This window comes from Nocardioides plantarum (assembly GCF_006346395.1).
In the GTDB taxonomy this organism is placed as follows: domain Bacteria; phylum Actinomycetota; class Actinomycetes; order Propionibacteriales; family Nocardioidaceae; genus Nocardioides; species Nocardioides plantarum.
In genome coordinates this window covers 412,587-436,871 of record NZ_VDMS01000002.1, presented here as the reverse complement: position 1 = coordinate 436,871, position 24,285 = coordinate 412,587, and the positions used below count along the sequence as shown (strand labels likewise).

The 24,285-nt window shown below is 72.8% G+C and carries 22 protein-coding genes; 16 read left to right on the top strand and 6 right to left on the bottom strand.

Annotated features, from left to right (window positions below):
- Positions 1–42: 42 nt before the first annotated feature.
- The 4 genes from FJQ56_RS14050 to FJQ56_RS14035 form a co-directional block, all read right to left on the bottom strand.
- Positions 43–1,383: a cation-translocating P-type ATPase gene (locus FJQ56_RS14050; protein WP_140010177.1), complete on the bottom strand. Its 1,341-nt coding sequence runs from the start codon at positions 1,381–1,383 to the stop codon at positions 43–45.
- Positions 1,380–2,606: an RsbRD N-terminal domain-containing protein gene (locus FJQ56_RS14045; RefSeq protein WP_140010176.1), complete on the bottom strand. Its 1,227-nt coding sequence runs from the start codon at positions 2,604–2,606 to the stop codon at positions 1,380–1,382. The genes FJQ56_RS14050 and FJQ56_RS14045 overlap by 4 nt, the downstream gene beginning before the upstream one ends.
- A gap of 212 nt (positions 2,607–2,818) precedes the next feature.
- Entirely contained in the window at positions 2,819–3,460 is a 642-nt protein-coding gene (locus FJQ56_RS14040) for a hypothetical protein (protein ID WP_140010175.1), read from the bottom strand.
- A gap of 112 nt (positions 3,461–3,572) precedes the next feature.
- On the bottom strand, positions 3,573–4,214 hold the full coding sequence (locus FJQ56_RS14035) for a hypothetical protein (protein WP_140010174.1): 642 nt from the start codon (positions 4,212–4,214) through the stop codon (positions 3,573–3,575).
- Positions 4,215–4,527: 313 nt separating this feature from the next.
- Between FJQ56_RS14035 and FJQ56_RS14030 the strand changes: the two genes are divergently transcribed.
- On the top strand, positions 4,528–5,505 hold the full coding sequence (locus FJQ56_RS14030) for a hypothetical protein (protein ID WP_140010173.1): 978 nt from the start codon (positions 4,528–4,530) through the stop codon (positions 5,503–5,505).
- A 167-nt stretch (positions 5,506–5,672) separates the two neighbouring features.
- Positions 5,673–7,469, top strand: a complete 1,797-nt coding sequence (locus FJQ56_RS14025; RefSeq protein WP_170215408.1) for a hypothetical protein — start codon at positions 5,673–5,675, stop codon at positions 7,467–7,469.
- A 99-nt stretch (positions 7,470–7,568) separates the two neighbouring features.
- Here FJQ56_RS14025 and FJQ56_RS14020 read toward each other — a convergent pair whose 3' ends face one another.
- The gene (locus FJQ56_RS14020) at positions 7,569–8,765 is read right to left on the bottom strand and encodes a helix-turn-helix domain-containing protein (RefSeq protein WP_140010171.1); all 1,197 of its coding nucleotides are present in this window, start codon (positions 8,763–8,765) and stop codon (positions 7,569–7,571) included.
- 342 nt (positions 8,766–9,107) lie between these two features.
- Here FJQ56_RS14020 and FJQ56_RS23085 point away from each other — a divergent pair, with 342 nt between their 5' ends.
- The 14 genes from FJQ56_RS23085 to FJQ56_RS13950 all read left to right on the top strand — a co-directional run bounded on the left by FJQ56_RS23085 (position 9,108) and on the right by FJQ56_RS13950 (position 23,449).
- Positions 9,108–10,877, top strand: coding sequence for an ABC transporter permease (locus FJQ56_RS23085; protein ID WP_425464898.1), 1,770 nt, complete (start codon positions 9,108–9,110; stop codon positions 10,875–10,877).
- A 1-nt stretch (position 10,878) separates the two neighbouring features.
- Positions 10,879–11,757, top strand: coding sequence for an MlaE family ABC transporter permease (locus FJQ56_RS14010; protein WP_246084160.1), 879 nt, complete (start codon positions 10,879–10,881; stop codon positions 11,755–11,757).
- Entirely contained in the window at positions 11,754–13,043 is a 1,290-nt protein-coding gene (locus tag FJQ56_RS14005; protein WP_140010170.1) for an MCE family protein, read from the top strand. The genes FJQ56_RS14010 and FJQ56_RS14005 overlap by 4 nt, the downstream gene beginning before the upstream one ends.
- Entirely contained in the window at positions 13,040–14,083 is a 1,044-nt protein-coding gene (locus tag FJQ56_RS14000; RefSeq protein WP_140010169.1) for an MCE family protein, read from the top strand. Before FJQ56_RS14005 ends, FJQ56_RS14000 begins: the two co-directional genes overlap by 4 nt.
- Positions 14,080–15,090: an MCE family protein gene (locus FJQ56_RS13995; protein ID WP_140010168.1), complete on the top strand. Its 1,011-nt coding sequence runs from the start codon at positions 14,080–14,082 to the stop codon at positions 15,088–15,090. Before FJQ56_RS14000 ends, FJQ56_RS13995 begins: the two co-directional genes overlap by 4 nt.
- The gene (locus FJQ56_RS13990) at positions 15,087–16,286 is read left to right on the top strand and encodes an MCE family protein (protein WP_140010167.1); all 1,200 of its coding nucleotides are present in this window, start codon (positions 15,087–15,089) and stop codon (positions 16,284–16,286) included. Before FJQ56_RS13995 ends, FJQ56_RS13990 begins: the two co-directional genes overlap by 4 nt.
- On the top strand, positions 16,283–17,689 hold the full coding sequence (locus FJQ56_RS13985; protein WP_211351033.1) for an MlaD family protein: 1,407 nt from the start codon (positions 16,283–16,285) through the stop codon (positions 17,687–17,689). Before FJQ56_RS13990 ends, FJQ56_RS13985 begins: the two co-directional genes overlap by 4 nt.
- Positions 17,689–18,861, top strand: a complete 1,173-nt coding sequence (locus FJQ56_RS13980; protein WP_140010166.1) for an MCE family protein — start codon at positions 17,689–17,691, stop codon at positions 18,859–18,861. The genes FJQ56_RS13985 and FJQ56_RS13980 overlap by 1 nt, the downstream gene beginning before the upstream one ends.
- Positions 18,858–19,472, top strand: a complete 615-nt coding sequence (locus FJQ56_RS13975) for a hypothetical protein (protein WP_140010165.1) — start codon at positions 18,858–18,860, stop codon at positions 19,470–19,472. The genes FJQ56_RS13980 and FJQ56_RS13975 overlap by 4 nt, the downstream gene beginning before the upstream one ends.
- A gap of 8 nt (positions 19,473–19,480) precedes the next feature.
- Complete coding sequence (locus tag FJQ56_RS13970) at positions 19,481–19,996, top strand: hypothetical protein (RefSeq protein ID WP_140010164.1); 516 nt, start codon at positions 19,481–19,483, stop codon at positions 19,994–19,996.
- Positions 19,997–20,081: 85 nt separating this feature from the next.
- On the top strand, positions 20,082–20,582 hold the full coding sequence (gene rbfA, locus FJQ56_RS13965) for a 30S ribosome-binding factor RbfA (RefSeq protein WP_140010163.1): 501 nt from the start codon (positions 20,082–20,084) through the stop codon (positions 20,580–20,582).
- Positions 20,579–21,439, top strand: coding sequence for a tRNA pseudouridine(55) synthase TruB (gene truB / locus FJQ56_RS13960; RefSeq protein ID WP_140010162.1), 861 nt, complete (start codon positions 20,579–20,581; stop codon positions 21,437–21,439). Before rbfA ends, truB begins: the two co-directional genes overlap by 4 nt.
- A 62-nt stretch (positions 21,440–21,501) precedes the next feature.
- A complete protein-coding gene (locus FJQ56_RS13955; protein ID WP_140010161.1) occupies positions 21,502–22,440 on the top strand; it encodes a bifunctional riboflavin kinase/FAD synthetase in 939 nt (312 codons plus the stop codon).
- Positions 22,424–23,449, top strand: coding sequence for a hypothetical protein (locus FJQ56_RS13950; protein ID WP_140010160.1), 1,026 nt, complete (start codon positions 22,424–22,426; stop codon positions 23,447–23,449). Before FJQ56_RS13955 ends, FJQ56_RS13950 begins: the two co-directional genes overlap by 17 nt.
- A 527-nt stretch (positions 23,450–23,976) precedes the next feature.
- Here the strand turns inward: FJQ56_RS13950 and FJQ56_RS13945 are convergent.
- The gene (locus tag FJQ56_RS13945; protein WP_140010159.1) at positions 23,977–24,240 is read right to left on the bottom strand and encodes an HPr family phosphocarrier protein; all 264 of its coding nucleotides are present in this window, start codon (positions 24,238–24,240) and stop codon (positions 23,977–23,979) included.
- Positions 24,241–24,285 lie beyond the last annotated feature (45 nt).

Below are 24,285 nucleotides of genomic sequence, written 5' to 3'. Positions count from 1 at the left end.
CGGCACGAGTGCGCGGGGTCGACCCGGCACGACACGGGGCGATCAGACGGGGGCGGTCGCCGCGGCGGGTCGTGGCGGTGAGGTGCGGGTCTCCAGGGAGGCGTACGCCGCCACGCCGAGCGCGGTGAGGAGCGCCAGGCACGCGGCGACCACCGGGGCGAGCAGCCCGAAGGAGGCGACCGGCACCGCCACGAGGCTCACCACGGCGATCCGACCGGTGACGGCCGCCGCGCGTCGGCTCGCGCGGGCCACGCCCACGGCCGAGGCCAACGCGCCGACGTCGCCGCCGTTGAGGTCCAGCGCCACGGGACGGGTCGTGGCGGTGCGGGAGATGGTGACGTCGGGGGTGATCGGGTCGGTGCCCGCCGCGGTGACGGACTCGACGACGACGCCGACCGTGCTCGTCGTACGGCTCGCTCCCGGCCCGGCGACCCCGGCGTCCCCGGCGTCCCCGGCGTCACCGCCGTCCCCGTCGAGCCCGAGCCGCTGGGCGAGCTCGCGATCGGCGTCGGGGGAGGCGCTGGCGACCAGGCGCGGGGCGACGCCCAGGGCGCGCAGCCGGGTCAGGTGATCCGCTGCGTCGGGGACCAGCTCGGGCAGCAGCCGCAGCGACCCCAGGGCACGGCCGTCGACCTCGACGCCGACACAGGTGCCCGGCCCCGGGGTGGCGGTGACACCGATCCAGTCGGGCCGGCCGACGCGGACGGGGTGGCGGTCGACCGCGCCCGAGAAGCCCTCCCCGGGCCGCGAGTCGAGGTCGGTCACGGTCCCGCGGGCGGAGAGGCGGCGTACGGCGCGGGCCACCGGGTCGTCGGCGCCGTGAGCCAGGGCGCCGGCGAACCACCGCAGGGTGCGCTCGTCGTCGGGATCGATCGCCTGGACCTCGTCGACCCGCAGCTCGCCCGTCGTCAGCACCCCGTCGCCCGGGAGCAGCAGCAGGTCGAGTGCCGCCACCTGCTCCAGGGCCGTCGCCCCGTCGAAGCGGACGCCGAGCCGCCGGGCCCGGCCCAGGCCGGCGCGCGTCGCCGACGCCGCCGCGAGACCGACGAGGCACGGGGTGGCGACGACCAGCGCGCTGACCAGGGCCGCGACGCCGCGAGCAGGGTCGTCGTCGACGGCAGTCACCACGGCGCCGAGGACCGCCACGAGCACGACAGCCACCGCCGCCACCGCGGGCACGGCCCGGGCGCCGCGCCGGGAGCCGGGCCGAGAGCCGCGCCCGGACAGCAGCACCGCGACCGCCGCGACCCCGATCCCGACCGCGGCGCACCCGGCGACCCACGGTCCGTCGGACCAGGCATCCGGCACAGCGGGCGACAGCAGGACCGCGACGACGACGAGTCCGACCAGGGTGGCGGCCGCGGCCACCGCGCGGGCGCTCACGGCTCTCCCTGGGCGCGGAAGCGCTCGAAGTCGCTCTGGTCACCGGCCTTCCACAGCGGGACGCTCGCCTTGAGCAGGAGCGTGAGCTGGACGACGAACTCGGGGTCGTGGAGGTCGTCGCCGAAGAGCTCGTTGATCCGCTTCCACCGGTAGCGCACGGTCTGGGGGTGGACCCCCAGACGGGCGGCGATGGCGGGGGCGCTGTCGCGGGTCTCGAGCCAGACGAGCAGCGTCTCGGAGAGGATCTCGCGGGAGTTGGGGGTCTCGGCGAGCAGCGGGCGCAGGTGGTCCTGGCAGAGCGCGCGACGCAGCACGGGCTCGGCGTGGAGCCACAGCTGGGTCAGGTGGTCGGCGCACCGCAGCACCGGGTGGCGGGGCAGGACGCCGGACTCGACCAGGTGCAGGGCCCGGGTCACCCACTGGTGGGCGGCGGGTACGTCGGCGGGGTCGATCGCCCAGCTCAGGGCGACCCGCGCGCCGGGTCGGGCCCGCTGCGCTGCGGCCAGGACGTCGTCGGCGGTCGCGGCGTCGGCGACCACCACGGTCGTCCGGGACCCAGGACGCACCAGCGGGGCACCCCCGAGGACCAGGTCACGGTCCTGCCCCCGGGTGTCGACGGCCAGCACCACGACCTCGGTCGGGACGGTCCAGCCGGCCGCCGCGGCCAGCTCCTCCCGGCGGCCGACCGGTTGTCCGCGCAGCAGCCCGGTCAGCAGCCGCTCCCGCGCGAGCTCGACGCTGCGTTCGCGGACCCCCGTGACCGCGCGATGGCCCTCGGTCGTCAGCTGGACCAGGCGCTCGGTCCACGCGAACAGCACGTCACCCAGCTCGCAGACCAGCGTCGGGGGCAGCCGTTCGTCGACGGCGAAGGTGCGCAGCGACTCCCAGATGGTGCGGATCGCGAGGTGGATCGCGGCCTGGATGGCGTCGAGACCACGACCGTCGTTGGCCTCGCCCGCGCCCATCTGCCGGAAGAGCTCGTCGACGCTGCGCGGAGGACCCGAGCCCCCGTCGAGGCCGTCGAGGAACTCGGTGAGGGACCCGGTGATGGCCAGCTCGATCAGCCGACGTCGGCGACCGGCCGCCGGTCCGGCGTAGGCCGGCACCTGGGCCTGGATGCGCGCGCCGCACCGGGCGGCGATGGTCGGGGCGAGGGCGCGGAAGCGACGTACGGGCTCACCGGGGTCGAGGAGCTGGTCGAGCTCGGCGCGCAGGTCGGTCATGGCTCGCGCCATCCGTCGTGCGTGGTCGTCGTCGTTGGCATGCTTCCCCCGAGACATCGGTGTCGTACCTCACATTCTCATCCCGCGGGGGGTATCGGCGAGCGGGGTCGCCCGGGCGTGGCACGAGGCCGGACCCTCGGGAGGGTCCGGCCTCGTCCGCCGGTTCTCGCGGACCCGGTCCGCACGGACCGGCTCTCGCCAGCAGGCGTGGTTCAGCCGAGCCGACCGTTGGAGACGGTCAGGTCGACGGTGTTGCCGGCACCGGGCACGATCAGGTTGAGCAGCCCGGTCGACAGGTTGCAGTTCTGGAACGAGCCGATCGTGTACGTCCCGGCCAGGCGGCCGCCGGAGATGATGTTGAACGTCTGACCGGCGGGGGAGTTGGCCGGGATGACCACGGGCGCCGCCGTACGGCACTGGTTGCCGACGAAGGCCGGGATGCCGCCGATCTTCACGTGGGAGAGCTTGATGAAGTAGGTCGCGGTCGACGTCACGGTCGTCGTCGCGCCGGACCGCACCAGGGCGCCCGTGACCGGGGCCGCCTCGATGAAGTCGACCGTCGCCTGGACCGGGAGGAACCCGGCCAGCTTGAACTCCGCGGTCGACGTCGGCAGCGGGAGGTGGCCGGTGAAGGAGCCGTCGGCGCTCTCGAGCGCGGTCGTCAAGGTCGTGGGTCCGAGGTCGACCACCGACCCGGTCGACTTGATGGTGCTGGTGCCCACGGCGTCGTAGGTGACGTCGAGGGTGGCGGCCTGAGCCGGAGAGGAGCCGATCAGCGTCGAGCCGAGGACGGTGGTGAGGACGGTGGCGAGGGCGGCGGCGGCGCCGGCGCTGCGGCGGAGGGTCAGGTGCATGGGGGTCTCCTGGAAGGGATGGCGGGATCGGGGGTTCGGAGGATCGGGTGGGCGGGGACGGCGCGGGCCGGGATCGCGACAGGACGCGACCCCGGCCCGCCTCGGCTCAGGCTCAGCTGATGCGGATGGCACCACCGGGCGAGGCGATGTTGTAGGTGCCGTTGAAGTCGGCGGGGTCGCCGTTGGCGACCAGGCCGTAGCAGCCCACCACGTTGCTGATCACCAGCGAGCCCACGGCGGTGGGCGGGGTGACCTGCAGCTGCGAGGTGCCCTCCTTGAAGATGCCGTCGACCACGCCGGTCACCTTGAAGCTGCAGGCCGTCGGGTTCCCGGTCTGGGACACGGTGGCCGTGACGCCGCTGATGTTGCCGGCGACGTTGTCGCTGGTGCCGGTCGTGGCGGTGCCGGTCGCGTTGAGCTTCCACGAGCCGCTGCCGGAGACCGTCATCGGCAGACCCAGGGGCCCGATGCAGCCGGACCAGGTGGTCGCGTTGATCGAGGCGATGGCCGCGCCCGAGACACCGGTGCCGGGTGCCAGCGTGCCGGTGGCCGTGGCGCTCGTGCACGACATCGCCACCAGCGGGGTGTTGAAGCTGATGCCTGCCGACGTCGTCGTACCGGTGAAGGCGGGGGTGCCGGTGCTCGAGCCCCCGACCGTCAACGTGTAGGGACCGGCCGCGGTGGCGGGGCCGGCCATGGCCAGGATGGCGGCACTCGCGGCGACCGCGAGGGTGGAGAGGAGGGTGCGCTTCATCGAGGGGCTCCTTCGATCCGAGGACCACAACCGTTGTGGTCGGGAGAGGTCTACGCCCGATGGCGAACGTGACGGCCGTCACGAGCCGGGATTCTGCCGGAACTCGTACGGACATACCGATCCGCTGGTGGGGCGGTCCGCCTCGCGGCGCCGCTGTGGCGTGCCGTCGCGCCCTACGCCATCGCGCCGGCTCGGGGCGTCCCGTCAGCCGATCCGAACCCGATCTCGCACGGACGTACCGTTCCCGGGACCCCGAGCCGCACCGGACGGCTCGACGCTTGACCCGCGTCGTACCTGGGGCGAGGGTGACGGCGTGAGCCCCCCGAAGCGCCGGTGGCGCGCCCTGCTCGCGCTCGCCGCCTCGGCGGTCGCGCTGCCGCTGGTGACTGCGCAGGCAGCGACGCCTCCGCCCTACCCGGGCCTGCCGCCGGGCGAGGGCGCCCAGTGGGGCGGGGTGGCCCAGCGCGGGATCGCCTCCTCGGGTCGGGCCCAGCAGTGGTTCTACGTGCCGGCCAACGTCGCGACGGCCGACGTCGTCGCGAGCGCGATCCCCAACCCGGAGCCGGGGGTCAACTTCCGCATCCTCAACACCAACAATGCGTTCTTCGTCTCCCCGCCCGGATCGAGCCACGACTACGGGGACCTCGCCCCCGTGGTGGTGCGCTCGCTGGCGTTCGGGGCGATCCCGGTCCAGGTGACCGTCCACATCAACCAGCAGCGCAACGCCGACGGCACCCCGGTCCCCATCAAGCTCTCGACGCAGGAGGACCAGCTCAAGACCGTCGAGGGCGAGCAGCAGCCACGCTGGACGCTCTACGACTCCTCGGCCACGGCCAAGCTCGAGCTCCGGCTCTCCGACCTCTCCATCGACGGCCAGCCCGTCCCGCTCGGTCCGGCGTGCCGTCCGGTCCGGGCCTCGGACCTGGTCCTGCGCGGCGAGGGCTACACCAACGTGGCGACGATCGACCGCGCCGCACTGACGTCGACGGTCGCCGGTCTGCAGCGCTACTACGCAGCGGGCGGTGGTGGGCGGCTCACGGGCAACGTCGACATCCCGCCGTTTGCCGGGTGCCGCCACGGGACCGAGGACCTCTCGCCGCTGCTGACCGCGACGATCTCCGGCCCGGACAACCCCCTGGTCTTCCAGCTCTCGGGTCCCCGGTGCGCCGGACGTGAGCCCCTCAAGGGCATCGCCCCCGGCGACGGCGCCAAGCTCTCGGCGTGCGGTTTCACCCAGGAGGATCCCACCTACCAGACGATGGACCTGCTGCGCCTTCCCTCGCGCGACTGAGCGGGTCCGGACGAGCCGCACCGGTACGGACGTACGAGTTCGAGACCTGTCCGCCGTCCTGGTCCGACGTCCTGCTCGCCAGAGCGCATGGTGGGTCCGGCTCGGCTCCGCCGGGTCGAGTGGGAGCTCGGGCCGCACTCGTCGTCGCTTGAAGGGAAATGCCGCAGATGAGTCTGACCGTCCTACCCGGGTCACGAGCACGGGTGCTCGCCGGGCTGCTTGCCGGCGTGCTCGCCGTCGGTGCCGCAGCCGGCCCCGTCCACGCCGAGCCCAGCGGCTTCCCCGTGCCGTCCTCCGGGGCCGGGCGGCTGGTGGCGTGGGGGAGCGACAACACTGCCGTCACCACGGTCCCGTCCACGCTCGCCGGACGTCCGGTCACCGCCGTCGTCGCGGGCTTCGAGCTCACGCTGGCCCTGACCGCCGACGGCAAGGTCACCGGCTGGGGCAGCGAGAGCGCGACCGCAGCCTCCGTGCCGGCCTCGGTCAACGCCAAGCCGGTCAAGCAGGTCGCGGTCGCCGCCAACAACGCCGGAGTCGTGCACACCGACGGCACCGTCGAGCTCTGGGGCAACCCCGCCGTCATTGACGGTCAGCCCGCCGGGCTCACGGACGCCGTCGCCCTGTCGATGGCCACCGCGTCGCAGGCGGTCCTGCGCTCCGACGGGACCGTCGTGGCCTGGGGCCCCGGCGCGGCCGGCTCGGGCGACAACGTCGTACCCCCCGGCCTCACGGGCGTGACCGCACTCAGCTCGGGGTTGAACTTCCACATCGCGCTGCTCCAGGACGGCACCCTCACCGGGTGGGGCCGCAACACCAACGGACAGACCACGGTCCCGGCACCGCCGTCCGGTGAGAAGTTCGTGTCGGTCGCCTCGGGCGGGAGCCACTCCCTGGCCCTGACCGACGCCGGTCACGTGCTGTCCTGGGGGTTCAACTCCGCCGGCCAGACCTCTGTCCCCGCCGAGCTCACCGCTCCCGGCGCCTCCCCGGTCGTCGCGATCGACGCCAACAGCAACAGCTCGATCGCGGCCACTGCCGACGGCCACGTCTACGTGTGGGGGGCCAGCGCCACCAGCGCCGCGCCGCCCGAGGCCCTGTCCGGCCAGCCGGTCGTCCGGGTCGCGCTCGGCAACAACCACGCCGTCGCGCTCGTCACGACCATCCAGGCCGGTGGCGTGCCGACCATCGCGGGGACCCCTCGGGTCGGCAGCACCCTGACGGCCACCGACCCCGAGTTCACCCAGACCCCCGACTCGCTCACCTCCCAGTGGCTGCGCGACGGTACGCCGATCGCCGGCGCCACGGGGCGCTCGCTGACCCTCACCGCAGCCCTGGCCGGTGCCCGGATCAGCTATCGCGTGACCGCGGTCCGCGGCGCCGACCAGGCGGTCGCGACCTCGGCGCGGACCGCACCCGTCACCGGGTCCGAGCTGTCCGTGCGAGGCAGCGTCCGGATCTCGGGCTCGGCCGTCGCGGGAAAGACGCTGCGGGCCACCTCGACGGTCGTCTCCACCCCGGCGGCCGACCGCTACGCCTACCAGTGGCTCGCCAACAGCTCGCCGATCTCGGGCGCCACCGCGACGTCGTACCGCGTGCGGTCGGCCGACCGGGGCAAGCGGATCACCGCCCGGGTGACGGCCGTCAAGGCCGGCTTCCCCTCGCGCTCGGTCAGCTCGCCGGCCACCGCGGCGGTCGTGCTGCCCGCGGCCAAGCTGCGCGTGAGCGCGACCTCCCGGGTCAAGCGGGGCGGCACGCTGAAGGTGAAGGTCGCCGGCCTCAGCGCCGGCGAGACCGTCGTGGTCAAGCTCGGCTCGACCGTCATCGCCCGCGGCCGGGCCAGCTCCAGCGGTGCCTACTCGGTGGCCAAGCGGCTGTCCTCGTCGACCAAGCGGGGGAAGGTGACCGTGCGCGCCACCGGCGTCCAGGCCAACCGGACCGGCACGGTGTCGGTGTCGGTCGTGTAGCCGGGCGAGCTCCCACGGCGAAGGCCCCGTCCGACTCGGACGGGGCCTTTCGTCGTACGGCGGTGCGGGAGCTGGTCGAGGCCGGGTGGTCCAGGCCGGTCAGCGCCAGCCGGGCAGCACGGCTCGCAGCGCGACGATCAGCTCGAGCCGCTGGGACGGGTCGTCGAGCCGGTCGCCGAGCAGCTCGCGAGCGGCGCGCATCCGGCTGTGGGCGGTCTGGGCCGGCACCCCCATCTCGCGGGCGAGCTGGTTGATGGGCAGGCCGCTCTCGAGGGACAGCAGGGTGATCTCGGCCAGGTTGAGACGGCGTACGCCGGAGATCTGCTCGAGCGGCGCCAGGTGCTTGTGCACCAGCAGGTCGGTCAGCAGCCGGTTGCCGCGCACGAGCAGGTCGCCGAGGTGGTCGGTGGCGGGGATGACCCGCCGGGACGGGTCGACGGCGGTGTCGCGCAGCATCACCGCGGCCCGACGCGCCAGCGCCAGGCCACCAGGTGCGTCGAGCAGCGTCGTGGGCGGTCCGACGACGGCCGGCCCGGTCAGGAACGACGCGAGCTCCTCGTGGGTCCAGGTGTCGGGCACCAGGACCTCGTGCCGCGAGCGGTGCCGTAGCACCGCCGGGTCGGACAGCTGGGCGGCGGGGATCGGCTCGCCGAGCGAGACCACGGCGACCAGGCGGCGCTCCTCGCCGGACGCGGAGTCGCCGGCGACGAGGTCGGCGAGCGCGGGCAGCAGCGAGGCCGGACGTGCGCCGAAGAGGACGTCGGCCAGCCAGGCCGACCGCTCCCGGGCGTCCAGGCCGACCAGCCGCGACATCTGCTGGTGCGCGGCCGCGATGTGGTCGAGGAGCCGCTGCACGTAGAGGGCGACCGCCTGCTGCAATCGGATGCGGTCGTGACCCGAGACCTCGGCGAAGGCCCGGGCGACCGCCTGGAGCGAGGCGGCCCGCGCGGCCCGGAACCCGCGTTCGAGGTCGGCGGCGACGGCCCCGGACCGCGCCTGCAGCTCGCCGAACTCCCACGCCCGCGGCGCCATCCGCTCGAAGGCCCGGACGGGATCGCCGTCCTGGTCGAGGAAGGCCTCGATGGCCTCGTCGACCAGGTCGTGCGCGACGTCGCGGTGCGCGCCGACCGAGCCGGTGACGGCCCAGACGATCTGGCTGCGTGCCCGGGTACGGCGCCCGTGTGGCACCAGGGCCAGATGGGTCGGCCGACCGGCGTGGGCCGACGGTCGTAGATGCCGCGACCGGTCGGTCGCGCGCGATGTCGTGAGGCCCTCCGCCTCGCGCACCATCGTCATGGGGGCTCCCTCCCCTCGAGATGCCGGTAGCCCGGCAGGACAGTCGTGGAGGAGGCGACAGCCCCATTCAAGGAGTCCACGAGCACCCGGGCAACAGGGCGGGGCCGGTCGAGGACGGCCGGACCTGAAAGTTGTGATGCGCGTAACAAGAAAGTCGACCAACCCGTCGCGAGGGCTCCGCGCACGTCGGCGGACCTTCCGCCCCGCCTCGTCGGAGACCTAGGTTGCGGACGCGGCGCCGGCTACTCGGAGGAGGCAGCCGGCGCCCACCGGTCCACCGGTGCCACAGCGGCGACCGGACGCGGGACGTGCCTCGGGGCACGGGGGAGAAGGGAGCCTGGCATGGGCGGAACCGTCGAGGTCCACGGTCTGAGCAAGACCTACGGATCGCAGAACATCTGGCACGACGTGACCCTGACGCTGCCTCCAGGCGAGATCACCGCTCTGCTCGGGCCCTCGGGCACGGGCAAGTCGGTGTTCCTCAAGTCGGTGATGGGCCTGGTCCAGCCCGAGCGCGGGTCGATCCTGGTCAACGGCGTCGACATGGTCAGCTCGCGGGAGTCCCAGCGGCTCAAGATGCGCAAGAAGTTCGGGGTCCTGTTCCAGGACGGCGCCCTGTTCGGGTCCATGAACGTCTACGACAACGTCGCCTTCCCGCTGCGCGAGCACACCCGGATGTCGGAGCGCGAGGTCCGCGCGAACGTGCTGGAGAAGCTCGACATGGTCGGTCTGCTCGGCCAGGAGCACAAGGTGCCCGGGGAGATCTCCGGCGGCATGAAGAAGCGCGCCGGCCTGGCCCGGTCGCTGGTCACCGACCCCGAGATCATCCTCATCGACGAGCCCGACTCGGGCCTCGACCCGGTCCGGACCTCCAACCTCGCCCAGCTGCTGATGGAGGTCAACACGGCCACCGACGCCACCATGCTGGTCGTCACCCACAACATCGAGCTCGCGCGCACCCTGCCGGACAACCTCGGCATGCTCTACCGCCGCGAGCTGGTCATGTTCGGACCCCGCGAGGACTTCCTGCTGACCGACCACCCCGTCGTGTCGCAGTTCATGAGCGGCGACCCCGAGGGCCCGATCGGCATGAGCGAGGAGACCGACCACCGCCGCAACGACCCGCTGCCCGAGCTGGACCCGTCCTACCCGCACGGCACCGCGCTCCTCAACCGCCACGCCGGCGCCCGGGCGATCGAGGTCCTGCCCCGCCAGCTGCTGCCGCGCTCGGGGAGCCTGCGCGCCAGCGGTGAGCGGCACCGCGAGAACGTCACCTCGGGCCGGGCCCGCCTCTACGTCGCCGACGACGACGAGAAACCTCAACCGGCCCCTCCCCGCCGTCCGGGCCTGTCCGCCCGGGCCCTGACCCCCACCGGCCGGCTCTTCGCCCTGGGCCTCGACACCGTGCGCATCGTGGCCACCCGCGGCGTACGTCCGCGCGAGACGCTCGAGCAGTTCTGGTTCCTGGCCTCGGTGTCGATCCTGCCGGCGATCCTCATCGCCATCCCCTTCGGCGCGGTCATCGCGCTCCAGCTCGGCACCCTGACCATCCAGATCGGGGCGCAGAGCTTCACCGGCGCCGCGAGCGTCCTGGCCGTGGTCCAGCAGGCCAGCCCGATCGTCACCGCCCTGGTGATCGCCGGCGCCGGTGGCGCTGCGATCTGCGCCGACCTCGGCTCGCGGACCATCCGCGACGAGATCTCCGCGATGACGGTCCTCGGCATCTCGGTGACCCAGCGCCTGGTCGTGCCGCGGGTCGTCGCGGCGGTCGCCGTCGCGATGCTGCTCAACGGCCTGGTCTCGGTGGTCGGGGTGATGGGCGGCTACTTCTTCAACGTCGTCGTGCAGGGCGGCACCCCCGGTGCCTACCTGGCCAGCTTCACCGCCCTCGCGCAGATCCAGGACCTGTTCGTCGGCGAGATCAAGGCCGCGATCTTCGGGTTCATCGCCGGGCTCGTCGCGGCCTACCGCGGTCTGCACCCGGCCCCCGGCCCCAAGGGGGTCGGCGAGGCCGTCAACCAGTCGGTCGTGATCACCTTCCTGCTCCTGTTCGCCGCCAACTTCGTCATCACCACGCTCTACCTCCAGCTCGTCCCCGGCAAGGGAGCCTGACGTGGCCGAGTCCCCCCTGCAGCCCCGACGGTCCTCGCTCGGCGACACCGCCGCCCGGGCAGCACGCGACACCGCCGCCGTCCCGGTCGACACCCTCACCGAGCTCGGCCGCGAGGTGCGGTTCCACACCCGGGCCCTCGGCTGGATCCCGGTCATCCTGGTGCGCTACCCGCGCGAGGTCGTCCGGCTGCTCGCCGAGGTCACCTTCGGGTCCGGTGCGCTCGCGGTCATCGGCGGCACGATCGGCGTGATGGTCGGCATGTCGCTGTTCACCGGCACGGTCGTCGGGATGCAGGGGTACGACGCCCTGGACCAGATCGGCACCGCCACCCTCAACGGCTTCATCTCCGCCTACTTCAACACCCGTGAGATCGCCCCCCTGGTCGCCGCCCTCGCCCTGTCCTCGACGGTCGGCTCGGGGTTCACCGCCCAGCTCGGCGCGATGCGGATCTCCGAGGAGGTCGACGCCCTCGACGTCATGGCCGTGCCGAGCCTGCCCTACCTCGTCTCGACGCGGGTCGCGGCCGGGTTCGTGGCCGTCATCCCGCTCTACGTCGTCGGGCTGTTGACCTCCTACTACGGCTCGCGCCTGGTGACGGTCAGCTTCTACGGGCAGTCGGCCGGCACCTACGACCACTACTTCGAGCTCTTCCTGCCCCCGATCGACATCCTGCTGTCCTTCCTGAAGGTGCTGTTCTTCGCGGTCATGATCATCCTGATCCACTGCTACTACGGCTTCCGGGTCAGCGGTGGCCCGGCCGAGGTCGGGGTCGCCGTGGGGCGGGCCGTACGGCGCAGCATGGTGACGGTCGCCGTGGTCGACCTGCTGCTCTCGCTGGCCCTCTGGGGCTCCACGACGACCGTGCGGATCGCCGGATGACCGCGCGAGGGCGCCTGCTCGACGTGGGCCTCGGCCTGGTCTACCTGACCGTGGCCGGTGCACTCGTGCTGACCTCCGTCCTGGTCTACCTGCAGACCTTCACCGACACCGTCGAGGTCGAGCTGACCACCGGCTCGGTCGGCAACAACCTGCGCCCGGGCACCGACGTCAAGGTGCGCGGCGTCCAGGTCGGCCGGGTCGCCGACATCGAGGTCTCCGACACCGGCGCCGTGCTCACCCTGGCCCTCGACCCCGACCGCACCGGCGCGATCCCGGCCGACGTGAAGGCACGGCTGCTGCCCAAGACCCTGTTCGGCGAGCGGTACGTCGCGCTGCAGGTGCCGGCCGGGACCGACCTCGAGGTGGCCGACCCGATCGCCGACGGCGACCGGATCGGCCAGGACACCTCGCGCGAGGCCGTCGAGCTCGAGCAGGTCTTCGACGAGCTGCTGCCCGTGCTGACCGCCGTGCAGCCGGAGAAGATCTCGGCCACGCTGTCCGAGCTGGTCGCCCTGCTCCGCGGCAACGGCGCCGACCTCGGCGACACGATGGCTGAGTGGACGGCCTACGTCCGCAAGCTCAACCCCGAGATCCCGCAGCTGACCGACGACCTGGGTGCGCTGGGGCGCGTCGCGGGCAACTACAGCGAGGCGCTGCCCGACCTGCTCACGGCTCTCGACGACGTCAGCGTCACCAGCGCGACGCTGGTCGACGAGCGTGCCCAGCTGCAGACCCTGTTCTCCGCCGTCGTGAGCAGCGCCGACACCACCCGCGGTTGGTTGGATGCCAACGAGGACACCATCCGGGTCCTGTCCGCCGAGAGCCGCCGGGCCCTGCGCGCGGTCGAGCCCTATGCCGAGGAGTTCCCCTGCGTGATGGCCTCGGCCCGCAAGTTCGTGCCCGCGATGGACGCGCAGCTCGGCGCCGGCACCGGTCGACCGGGCCTGCGGATCGAGGTCACCGTCGTGCCCGACCCCGGCCCCTACATCGCCGGACGTGACGAGGTGACCTACGCCTCGGGAGCGACAGCGTCCGGGCCCAGCTGTCCCTACGTCCCCTCCGACGCCCGGGCCGTCGACCCGGCGCCGGCACGGCGCGGTGCCGCGCCCGCGGCCCGGTCGTTCCCCCAGGCCACCGGTCTCGGGCCGACCAACAGCCCCGACGAGAACCAGCTCACCGCCGAGCTGTTCGCCGGCAGGCTCGGCGTACGCCCCTCGGGGTTCCCGAGCTGGGGGACCCTCATGCTTGGTCCGCTCGTGCGCGGCACGGAGGTGACGCTGCGATGAGCCGCTCGTCCACGACACCGCCGAGCGTCGTCTCGCTGCTCGTGCGCAGCCTGGTCTTCGTGCTGGTCACGGTGACGGCCACCACGGTGCTCGGCGCGACGATCCGCAACGCCGGCGGCACTGGCTCCGGCGCGACCTACACCGCCGTCTTCACCGACGCCACCAGCCTCAACAAGGGTGACGACGTCCGGATGGCGGGTGTCCGCATCGGCCAGGTCGACAGCATCGAGATCACCGACAAGCGCCTGGCCCGGGTGCGGTTCTCGATCGACGACGAGATCGCGCTGCGCCGCGGTACGACGGCCGCGCTGCGCTTCCGCAATCTCGTCGGCCAGCGCTTCCTCTCGCTCGCCCAGGGCGAGGTCGGGGCCGAGCCGATCGCGAGGGGCACCGTCCTCGGGGTCGATCAGACCGAGCCCGCGCTCGACCTGACCATGCTGTTCAACGGTTTCCAGCCGCTGTTCCAGCTGCTGTCGCCGAAGGACGTCAACGAGCTGAGCTATCAGATCATCCAGGTCTTCCAGGGCGAGGGCAGCACCGTCCAGGACCTGCTGTCCAGCACGGCCAGCCTCACCTCGACCCTCGCCGACAAGGACCAGGTCATCGGCTCGGTGATCGACAACCTCAACGACGTCCTCCAGGTCGTCAACTCCCGCTCGGAGGACCTCGACACCATGATCACCACGTTGCAGGGCCTGGTCACCGGCCTGGCCGAGGACCGCCAGGTCATCGGCCGGTCCTTCGACGGGATGAGCAAGCTGACCCGCAGCGTGGCCGGCCTGCTCGACCAGGGTCGGGCCCCGCTCAAGACCTCCATCACCGAGCTCGGCCGGCTCTCGGGCAACCTCGCAGACGAGGGACCGGTGCTCGGTCGCTTCCTCGAGCGGCTGCCCGACAAGCTCGACGCGATCGGTCGACTGAGCAGCTACGGATCCTGGCTCAACGTCTACCTGTGCCAGGTCGGCGGGGCGATCCCCGACCCCGAGGGCTACCTCGGCGGCGTCGGTGTCGACCTGACGGCCTCCCGGTGCGGCGCATGAAGACCTTCGCCGAGCGCAACCCGATCGTGATCGCGGTCGTCGGCCTGCTCACCCTGGCCCTCGCCCTCACCGCGACCTTCTTCGCCGAGGACCTGCCGGTCATCGGCGGGGGCACGACCTACCGCGCCGTCTTCAAGGAGTCCGGCGGGTTGCGCGAGGGCAACGAGGTCCGCGTCGCCGGCGTCAAGGTCGGCGAGGTCACCGACATCACCCTCGAGGGCCGCACCGTGGTGGTCGCGTTCCGCGTCGGTGACGCCTGGATCGGGGACCGGTCGACGGCCGACATCAAGATCAAGACGATGCTCGGCCAGAAGTTCCTCAGCATCGACCCGCTCGGTGACCACGAGCTCGACCCCGACCGGGCCATCCCGGTCGAGCGCACCACGGAGCCCTTCGACGTCACCGACGCCCTCTCGGGCCTGTCCGACACCATCGGCGAGATCGACACCGACCAGATGGCCCAGAGCTTCGAGGCCCTCTCGACCGCGTTCGCCGACACGCCCGCCGAGGTGCGCGGCACCGTCGAGGGGCTGAGCCGGTTGGCGCGGGTGATCTCCTCGCGAGACGACGAGCTCGACACGCTGCTCGACAACACCGCGCAGGTCAGTGGGCTGCTCGCCGATCGCCGAGACGAGATCGGCAAGCTCATCACCGACGGCAGCAAGCTGCTCGAGGAGCTGGCCGGACGCCGTGAGGCGATCGGCTCGATGCTGCGCGGCACCCGCGACCTGGCCCGCCAGCTCGACGGACTCGTCTCCGACAACGAGGCGACGCTGCGTCCCGCACTCACCGAGCTCGACCGGGTCGCGGGCATCCTCGACCAGCACCAGGACGACCTCGACAAGGCCGCCCGGATGCTCGGTCCCTACTACCGGCTGCTCGCCTCCTCGCTCGGCAACGGCCCCTGGGTCGACACCTACCTGTGTGGCCTGTTCGACGAGAGCGGTGCTCCGGAGCTGGACGCCCAGGCGCCCCGTGACTGCCAGCCGAGAGGGGAGGGGCGATGAGCCGCGGCGAGAAGCGCGAGAAGCGCCGCCAGCCCGACGGGCGCGAGCAAGCCGCGGTCACTGGGGTGTCCGCCCGTCGCCGGGTGGGCCGGGTGCTGCTGCGCCTGGGGATCGTCGCGTGCCTGGTCGCTGCGGGCACCGGCGTCTACCTGGTGCGTCAGCCGTCGTCCGACGCGACGACCGTGGCGGTCTACTTCCGCTCGACCGTGGGCCTCTACCCCGGTTCCGACGTACGGATGCTCGGCGTCCCGGTCGGGGTCGTCACCGCCGTGGAGCCGGAGGGCACCCAGGTCAAGGTCTCCCTGCGGATCGACCCCGAGTTCGCGGCGGCCGCCGACACCGGGGCCGTCATCCTGGCGCCCAGCCTGGTCAGCGACCGGTTCGTCCAGCTCAGTGAACCCTGGGAGTCCGGGCCCCGGCTCGAGTCGGGGGACGAGATCGGCGTCGACAAGACCGCCGTCCCGGTCGAGCTCGACCAGCTCTACGAGAGCCTCGACGACATCGCGGTGGCGCTCGGGCCCGACGGCGCCAACAAGGACGGCGCCCTGTCGGACCTGCTGACCACCGGGGCCGACAACCTCGACGGCGTCGGCGCCGACCTCAACCGGGCCGTGCGGGACTTCTCGAAGATGACCTCCACGCTGTCGGGCAACGACAAGGACCTGTTCGCCACGGTCGACAACCTCAAGCGGTTCAACGACATGCTGGTCGCCAACGACACGCAGGTCGGCGACGTCAACCGTCAGTTCGCCACCGTGGCCGCCTTCCTCGCCGATGACCGCGACGACCTCGCAGCCGCGATGAAGAGCCTGGCCGGCGCGCTCGGCCGGGTCCAGGGCTTCATCCGCGACAACCGCGGTGCACTGCGCAGCAGCGTCAAGAAGCTCACCGGCACCTCACAGGTGCTCGCCCGGCAGCGAGACTCGCTCGACGAGATGCTGCGCACGGCACCGGTCGCCCTGCAGAACTTCCTGCGGGCCTTCGACCGCGGCAACCAGAGGCTGCGAGGCCGGGTGGACCTCAACGAGGTCAGCATCTGGGCCCAGGCCAACGGGACCGCGACCGACCAGGCGGACCCGACTGACCCGACGGACCCGTCTGGCCCGTCGGCGTCGCCGACCTCGGCCGCCTCCGGCGGCGGCAGCTCCGACTCGGCCCCGCCGCTCTTGCTACCCGGGCTGGAGGACACCCCGTGACCCGCCTCAGGACGATCGCCGTCACCGTCACCCTGGCGGTGCTCTGCACCGTGCTCGGTGGGTGCAGCCAGCTCACCGGTGGTGCCTCGGAGCTCCCGCTCCCCGGCGGCGCCGACGTCGGCGACCACCCCTACGAGCTGACGGCCGAGTTCGGCGACGCCCTCGACCTGGTGCCCCGTTCGGCCGTCCAGGTCGACAACGTGCCGGTCGGCGTGGTGACCGAGATCGGCCTCAACGCCGACGGCACCGGGGCGATGGTGACCATGCAGCTCAACGGCGACGTCGTGCTCCCCGTCGGAAGCACCGCGCGGATCCAGCAGACGACGCTGCTGGGGGAGAAGTACGTCGCGATCGTGCGTCCCGAGGGCACCGAGGGCACCGAGGGCACCGAGGGCTCTGGGGGCTCTGGGGGCTCTGGGGGCGCCGCCGGCCTGCTGGGCGACGGTGCGGTGCTGCCGCTGGCCTCGACCTCGCAGGCCGTCGGCGTCGAGCAGGTGCTCGGCGCCCTGTCGCTGCTGCTCAACGGCGGCGGCATCGGGCAGTTCCAGGAGATCTCGCGCGAGCTGCAGAAGGTCGGCGGCGGACGCACCGACGAGATCAGGGCCTTCCTGCGCGAGACCCGGACCTTCGTGGCCAGCCTCGACGACCACAGCGACGACATCGTGCTGGCCCTCGACGGGCTCGACCGGCTCGGCAAGGCCCTGCGGGCTGACCGCGGCAAGATCGTCACCGCGCTCGAGGACGTCGAGCCGGGCCTGGCCGTGCTGGCCGACCAGCGCACCGACCTGGTGCGGATGCTCCGTGCGCTCGACCGGCTCTCGACCGTCACCGTGCGGACCCTCGAGGCCTCGCAGGACGACATCGTCGCCGACCTCGACCTCCTGACGCCGATCCTGCGCGAGCTCGCCGACGCCGGGTCCGACCTGCCGCGCGCCCTCGAGATCCTGCTGACCTACCCGTTCCCCGACTCGGTGCTGCCCGCGGTCCAGGGTGACTACCTCAACGCCTTCATCGCCACGGCCTACCGGACCCCTGGCGGGACCTGGCCCCAGGTGTCGCTGTGGCCGCTCGACGGTGCTGTCGGCACCACGCGCGACGGGCTGCGGCAGATCGGTCCACCACCGCTGATGCTGCCCTCCGACGGTGGCACCACGACGGATCCCGACGGCTCCCCGGGTGGATCGACCGAGCCGCCGGCGACGGTCCCGCCGACGACCGGCCCGACGGCACCGTCGGCGACCCAGTCGCCGACCGACCCGGCGACGACGGCTCCGTCGACGACGGCTCCGTCGACGACCAGTCCGTCGACGACCTCACCGTCGACGACCGCCCCGCCGTCCCAGTCGCCGGCCCCGACCACCCCTGAGCCCACGGCCGCCGGCCGTGCGACGAGGAGACGCTGATGCTCACCCGACGGATCAAGCTCCAGGTGATCGCCTTCGTGGTGATCGCCCTGGCCGGGGTCAGCTTCGTGAGCGCCCGCTACGTCGGTCTGGGGCGCGTCGTCAACGACGACAGCCTGGTCGTGAGCGTCGACCTGCCCGAGACCGGTGGCGTCTTCCCCAATGCCGAGGTGACCTACCGAGGCGTCCCCGTCGGTCGGGTGCAGTCGATCGACCTGACCGGCGACGGCGTACGCGTGCACCTGCGCATCGACGCCGACGCCCCGCGCATCCCGGCCGACGTCGACGCCGTGGTGGCCAACCGCTCGGCCATCGGCGAGCAGTACGTCGACCTGCGGCCGCACACCGACGCCGGACCGTTCCTGGCCGACCACGACGTCGTCGAGGCGGGCGCCGAGGACCTGCCGCCCCAGGTCGACGTGCTGCTCCGCGACTCCCGCGACCTCGTCCGCTCGGTCCCCGAGAAGGACCTGCGGACCGTGGTCGACGAGCTCTACCTCGCCTCGCGCGGCTCCTCCGACGACCTGCGCCGGCTGCTGACGTCCTCGCAGGACCTGATCCGCACGGCCGATCGCAGCTTCCTGGTCACCCAGGGGCTGATCGACAACTCCGAGACCGTCCTGGCCACCCAGGAACGCTCGGCCGGCGACATCGCGGCGTTCAGCTCCGACCTCGCGCTGCTGACCCGCACGCTGCGCGACTCCGACGGCGACCTGCGCGACCTCATCGAGACGGCCCCCGCGGCGGCCCGCGAGATCGAGACGCTCGTCGACAGCGTCGGGCGGCCGCTCGGGGTGTTGATGAGCAACCTGGTCAGCACCGCGCAGGTCTTCGGCACCAACGCCGCCGGGGTCCAGGACGTGCTGGTGACGCTCCCGAAGGTGATGAGCGTCGGCTGGGTGCTCGACGGTCCCCGGGGGATCAAGGTCGGGGCCGTCCCGACCTTCTTCGCCCCGCTGCCCTGCACCCGCGGCTACGACGGGACCGACGTACGACCCGGCAGCGACACCTCGCCGGGTGCACCGCTCAACCAGGACGCCGGGTGCCGGACCGCCGACGACAAGACCAACGTGCGTGGACCCGCAGCCGCGCCCCGCGCAGCCACGCCGGTGACGCCGACCAACGTCACCGTGCCCGACGACCTGGGAGACCTGATGGGTGGAGCCCGATGAGCATCGACGCACGTTCGACCGCCGACGACGAGGTCGAGTCCGATCCGGTCGAGTCCGACACCGAGGCCGACGGCGACACCGAGGCCGACGGCGACCGCGGACCGAGCACCCGGCTGCGCGGGCTGCTGGCCGCGCTCGTGGTGCTGGCCCTGGTGGTCCTGGTCACCGGCCTGCTGGCGTGGTCCCGGGCCGAGCCGGACGCCTCGATCTCCTACGCCGAGGCGCGCGACCGGGTGCTGGTCGAGGCGACCGAGGCGGTCGAGGTGCTCAACACCCTCGACCACGACGACCTCGACGCCGGCCTGGCGCGCTGGGGCGAGGTGTCGGCCGGCACCCTGCACGACCAGCTGACGAGCCTGCGGCCCGAGGACCGCAAGGCCCTCGGGGCGACCGGGTCGGCGAGCACCGCGCAGGTCCTCGACGCCGGGTTGACCGCCCTCGACCTGAGGGCAGGCACCGCGACCGGGATCTTCGTCGTCGAGATCACCGTCCAGGACGGCACCGGACCCGCCGAGCCCAAGCGCAACCGCTACGTCGGCGACCTCGTGCGTGGCGACGACGACCAGTGGCGGTTCACCAGCCTGCTCCCGGTGGAGGTGAACGCAGGATGAGCGGCTCGGTGAGGCAGACCCTGGTCCGACCGGTGGTCCTGCTGGTCGTCGTGGTCTCCGTGCTCCTGCTCGGGGTCGGGGCGTTCGGGTGGTGGCGGGCCCACGACATCGCCTCGCGACCGGGCGCCGACAACAAGGCGCTCTACGACGTGGCGGGCACCAGCGAGGTCGAGGGCGTCGTGAGCACCGGCATCGCCCGGATCCTCACCTACGACTACTCCCGGCCCGATGCCACCCGGGCGGCGGCCGACGAGCTGCTGCGTGGCCAGGCACGCTCCGAGTTCGACGATCTCTACGCCACGCTCGTCGACCTCGCTCCCGACCAGAAGCTCACCATGGACGCGCGCGTCAGTGCGGTCTCGGTGCAGGAGCTCTCCGGCGACTCCGGACGGTTGCTGGTGTTCCTCGACCAGTCGACCCGGCGCGGGACCGACGGCAAGGTCAACGTCGGCGCCGCCCAGGTGGCCGTCGGGGTGAGCCGGGAGGACGGCGCGTGGCGGGTCGTCGACCTCGACATCAAGTGAGGCGCTCGTCGGTCGTGGACCGGCTCGGAGGCTCGGCGGTGGGGGTGGGTGGTCGCGCTGCGGCCGAGCCGGGACAATGGCTCCCATGGCCAGCCCCCGCGTGCGCAAGATCGCCGATCGGATCCAGGTGATCGTCGCCGAGATGCTCGAGCGTCGGATCAAGGACCCCCGACTGGGGTTCATCACCATCACCGACGTGCGCATCACCGGCGACGGCCAGCAGGCCTCGATCTTCTACACCGTGCTCGGTGGCGAGGAGGAGATGGCCGGCACCGCCGCGGCGCTCGAGTCCGCCAAGGGGGTGCTGCGCTCCGAGGTCGCCAAGCAGCTCGGCACCCGGATCGTCCCGACCCTGACGTTCTTCCACGACGCGCTGCCCGACGAGGCGCGCGCGCTCGAGGAGGTCCTGGCCCGGGCCAAGGCCCTCGACGACGCCGTCGCGGCCGCGCGCGGGTCGGCCTACGCCGGCGAGGAGGACCCCTACAAGAAGCCGCGGGAGATCCTCGACGAGGACGCTGGCGACGACGCTGGCGACGACGAGGACGACGAGGACGACGAGCGCGCGGACCGGGACGACCGGGCGTGACCGCACCCGGGCTCGTCGTGGTCGACAAGCCGTCCGGCATCACCTCGCACGACGTCGTGGCCCGCGTGCGGCGCCTCGCCGGGACCCGCAAGGTGGGGCACGCCGGCACCCTCGACCCGATGGCCACCGGGGTGCTGGTGCTCGGGGTCGACCGGGCGACCCGGCTGCTGGGTCACCTGATGCTCACCGAGAAGCAGTACGACGCCACGATCCGGCTCGGGGTGACCACCACGACCGACGACGCCGAGGGCGAGGTCGTGGCGACCGCTGCTGCGGCCGACCTCGAGGCGGTCACCGAGGACCGGGTGCGCGCCGCGCTGACGTCGTACGTCGGGGAGATCGACCAGGTCCCGACCGCGGTGTCGGCGATCAAGGTCGACGGCAAGCGGGCCTACCAGCGTGTGCGCGACGGCGAGGAGGTCGACCTCCCGGCCCGTCGGGTGACCGTCCACGACCTCACGGTGCGTGCGGTGGCCGGCGCCGAGGTGCAGGTCTCCGTGCGCTGCTCCAGCGGCACCTACATCCGGGCCATCGCCCGCGACGTGGGTCGCGACCTGGGGGTGGGCGGTCACCTGACCGCCCTGCGGCGCACGGCCGTCGGTTCCTTCGACCTGGCTGCCGCGCGCACGCTCGACCAGCTCGCCGACGACTTCGTGACGGTGCCGATCGCCGACGCGGCGCGGGCGACCTTCGCCGCGGCCGACCTCGACGACGCCGAGGCGGTCGACGTGAGGGTCGGGCGCCGGCTCGAGCGCCCCCTCGACGGACTGACCGCGGTGTTCGCGCCCGACGGCGCGTTCCTCGCCCTCTACGAGCCGGCCGACGAGGGCTCACGCGCCGTGGCCGTCTTCGTCTGAGGCTCCGTGGAGCCCGCCGGGTCGACATCGGACCCCGGCGCGCCACGACTAGTCTGACCGTCGTGACCATCTGGCGCTCCTTCGCGGAGGTCCCGGCCGACCTGGTCGGCTCCGGGACCGCCGTGACCATCGGCAACTTCGACGGCGTCCACCGCGGGCACCGCGCCGTCGTCGCCCGGGCCCGCGCCCGTGCCGACGAGCTCGGCGTGCCCCTGGTGACGGTGACCTTCGACCCGCACCCGATGGCGGTGCTGCGCCCCGATCACGCGCCCTCGATGCTGACCACGCTCGACGAGCGCGCGACCCTGCTCGCCGACATCGGGGTCGACCACGTCTTCGCCCTGCCCTTCGACGTCGACGTCGCCTCGTGGACCCCGCACGAGTTCGTGCAGAAGGTCCTGGTCGACACGCTGCGCGCCCGGGCCGTCGTCGTCGGCGCCAACTTCCGCTTCGGACACCGGGCCGCCGGCGACGTGGCGTTCCTGGTGGCGGCGGGGGAGTCGGCGGGGTTCACAGCCGAGGGTGTCGCGCTCGACGGCGGGCCGCAGGTGTGGTCGTCGACCTACGTGCGCACCTGCCTCGCCGCCGGTGACGTCGGGGGTGCCGCCGAGGCGCTCGGCCGGCCCTTCGCCGTACGCGGCGAGGTCGTGCGCGGCGACCAGCGCGGTCGCGAGCTCGGCTATCCCACGGCCAACGTGCCGACCGACGGGCTCACCGCCGCCCCCGCCGACGGCGTCTACGCCGGGCGCCTGCGCCGCCTCGACACCGGGGAGAGCTTTCCGGCCGCGATCAGCGTCGGCACCAACCCGACCTTCGACGGCGTGCGCTACCGGCGCATCGAGAGCTACGTCCTGGACCGCACCGACCTCGACCTCTACGGCGTGGAGGTCGAGGTCGCGTTCGTGGAGCGGCTGCGCGGCATGACCGCCTTCGACGGCATCGACCCGCTGCTGGAGCAGATGGCCGACGACGTACGCCGGACGCGTGAGCTCCTCGCCTGAGCGCGGCGACGACCGCGCCGCGGTGGCCGCCGCGGAGGTCTGGTTCCAGCGGCACGGCCTGCCCTACTTCGTCGACGAGACCCGGTCGCTGGTCGCCGACCGGCTGAGCCGCGCGCGCGTGGTCTCGGTGCTCCTGGTCGCCCTGGTCCTCGGCGGCCTCGCCGGCGCGGCGGTCGCCCTCGCGGCGCACGACAGCTCCCTCGGGGCACCCACCGGCGCCAGCGTCGTGCTCGGCGTCCTGGTGCTGTACGGCCTGCGGGCGCTGCAAGCCTCGACGATCGCCGCCTGGGCGCTGCGCCGCGCGTTCGGCAGCCTGGGGCTGCTGCTGCCGCTGGCGACCCGGGCCCTGCCGATGCTGCTGCTGTTCATCACGTTCCTGTTCATCAACACCGAGGTCTGGCAGGTCGCCTCGGCACTGCAGGGTGGCGTGCTGTGGGGAGCCGTGCTGTTCTTCGCGGCGGCCGCGATCGGCTTCCTGGTGCCCCGGCTGGCCGAGGAGCTCGACGCCTTCGACGACCACGTCGAGGCCGACGACGTCCTGCGCGCCACCGCCGACACCTCGCTGGCTGCGCTCGCGCGCGAGGTCGTCGACTCCGACATCGACCTGCCCGAGGAGGCCCAGGTCACCGGGCTGCAGATGGTCAACCTGGTGCTGGTGCTCGTCGTCGCCCAGGCGGTGCAGGTGCTGCTGCTCGCGCTCGCGGTGTTCGTCTTCTTCATCGTCTTCGGTGCCGTCGTGATCGAGGACTCCGTCATCGTCAGCTGGCTCGGCGACAAGCCGCACTACCCGCCGTTCGGGCCCGAGCTGGTCAGCCGCGAGCTGGCCCACGTGGCGGTGTTCCTCGCGGCGTTCTCGGGGCTCTACTTCACGGTGGTGGCGATCACCGACGACCTCTACCGCAAGGAGTTCTTCACCACGGTGATGGACGAGCTCGCCCGTGCCGTGGGCGTCCGGGTGGTCTACCGCGAGCTGCGTCGGCGGACGACCGCGAGCACGGCCACCGACTGACGTCCCGATCGTGATGTGACCCATCGTGCGTCGGTTGTGGGGCCTGCTCGGATCGTGATGTGACCCACCCCGCGTCGGTTCTGGGGCCTGCTCGGATCGTGATGTGACCCACCCCGCGTCGGTTCTGGGGCCACCTCGAATCGTGATGTGACCCACCCCGGGTCACTTCCGTCGCAGGGGGTCCTGGGATCTGACGCACTCCGGGTCACTCTGGTCGTGGGAGGGCCCAGATCCCGGCGCACCCTGGGTCACCTTGGCCGCAGAGGGTCCTGAGAACTGACGCACCCTGGGTCACCCTGGCCGCAGGGGGTCCTGAGAACTGACGCACCCTGGGTCACTCTGGTCGTGGGGAGGGCCCAGGTACCGGCGCACTCCGGACCGCATGGGTGGGACAGAGCGGTCCGGGTCCGCGCAGCCGGGAAGCACGAGACGAGCGCCCCTCGGCAGTCCTGCCGAGGGGCGCTCCGGGACAGCGCGGCAACGAGGGGGGACGGCCGCGGCTGGCCACGCGTGGGGCTACTGCTGGATCACTCCTCGGCGTCGAGGTCCTTCTCGACCAGCGCGGCGATGGCGTCCACGTCGGCCTGGCTGTCGCCGGAGACCTCGACGCTCGCCCCGTTCTCGGCGCCGAGGGTCATGATCAGCAGCGACGAGCCGGCGTCGACGGCCTCCTCGCCCGGCAGGCCGATGAGCACCTCCGAGTCGAGCTCGGCGGCGGCGTCGCTGATGATCGCGGCGGGACGGGCGTGCAGGCCGACGGCTGAGCCGACGACGACGGTCCTGGTGGGCATGGGTGCTCCTCGGGTGCTCGGGTGACGGTGGTGGTGGTGGTGGGT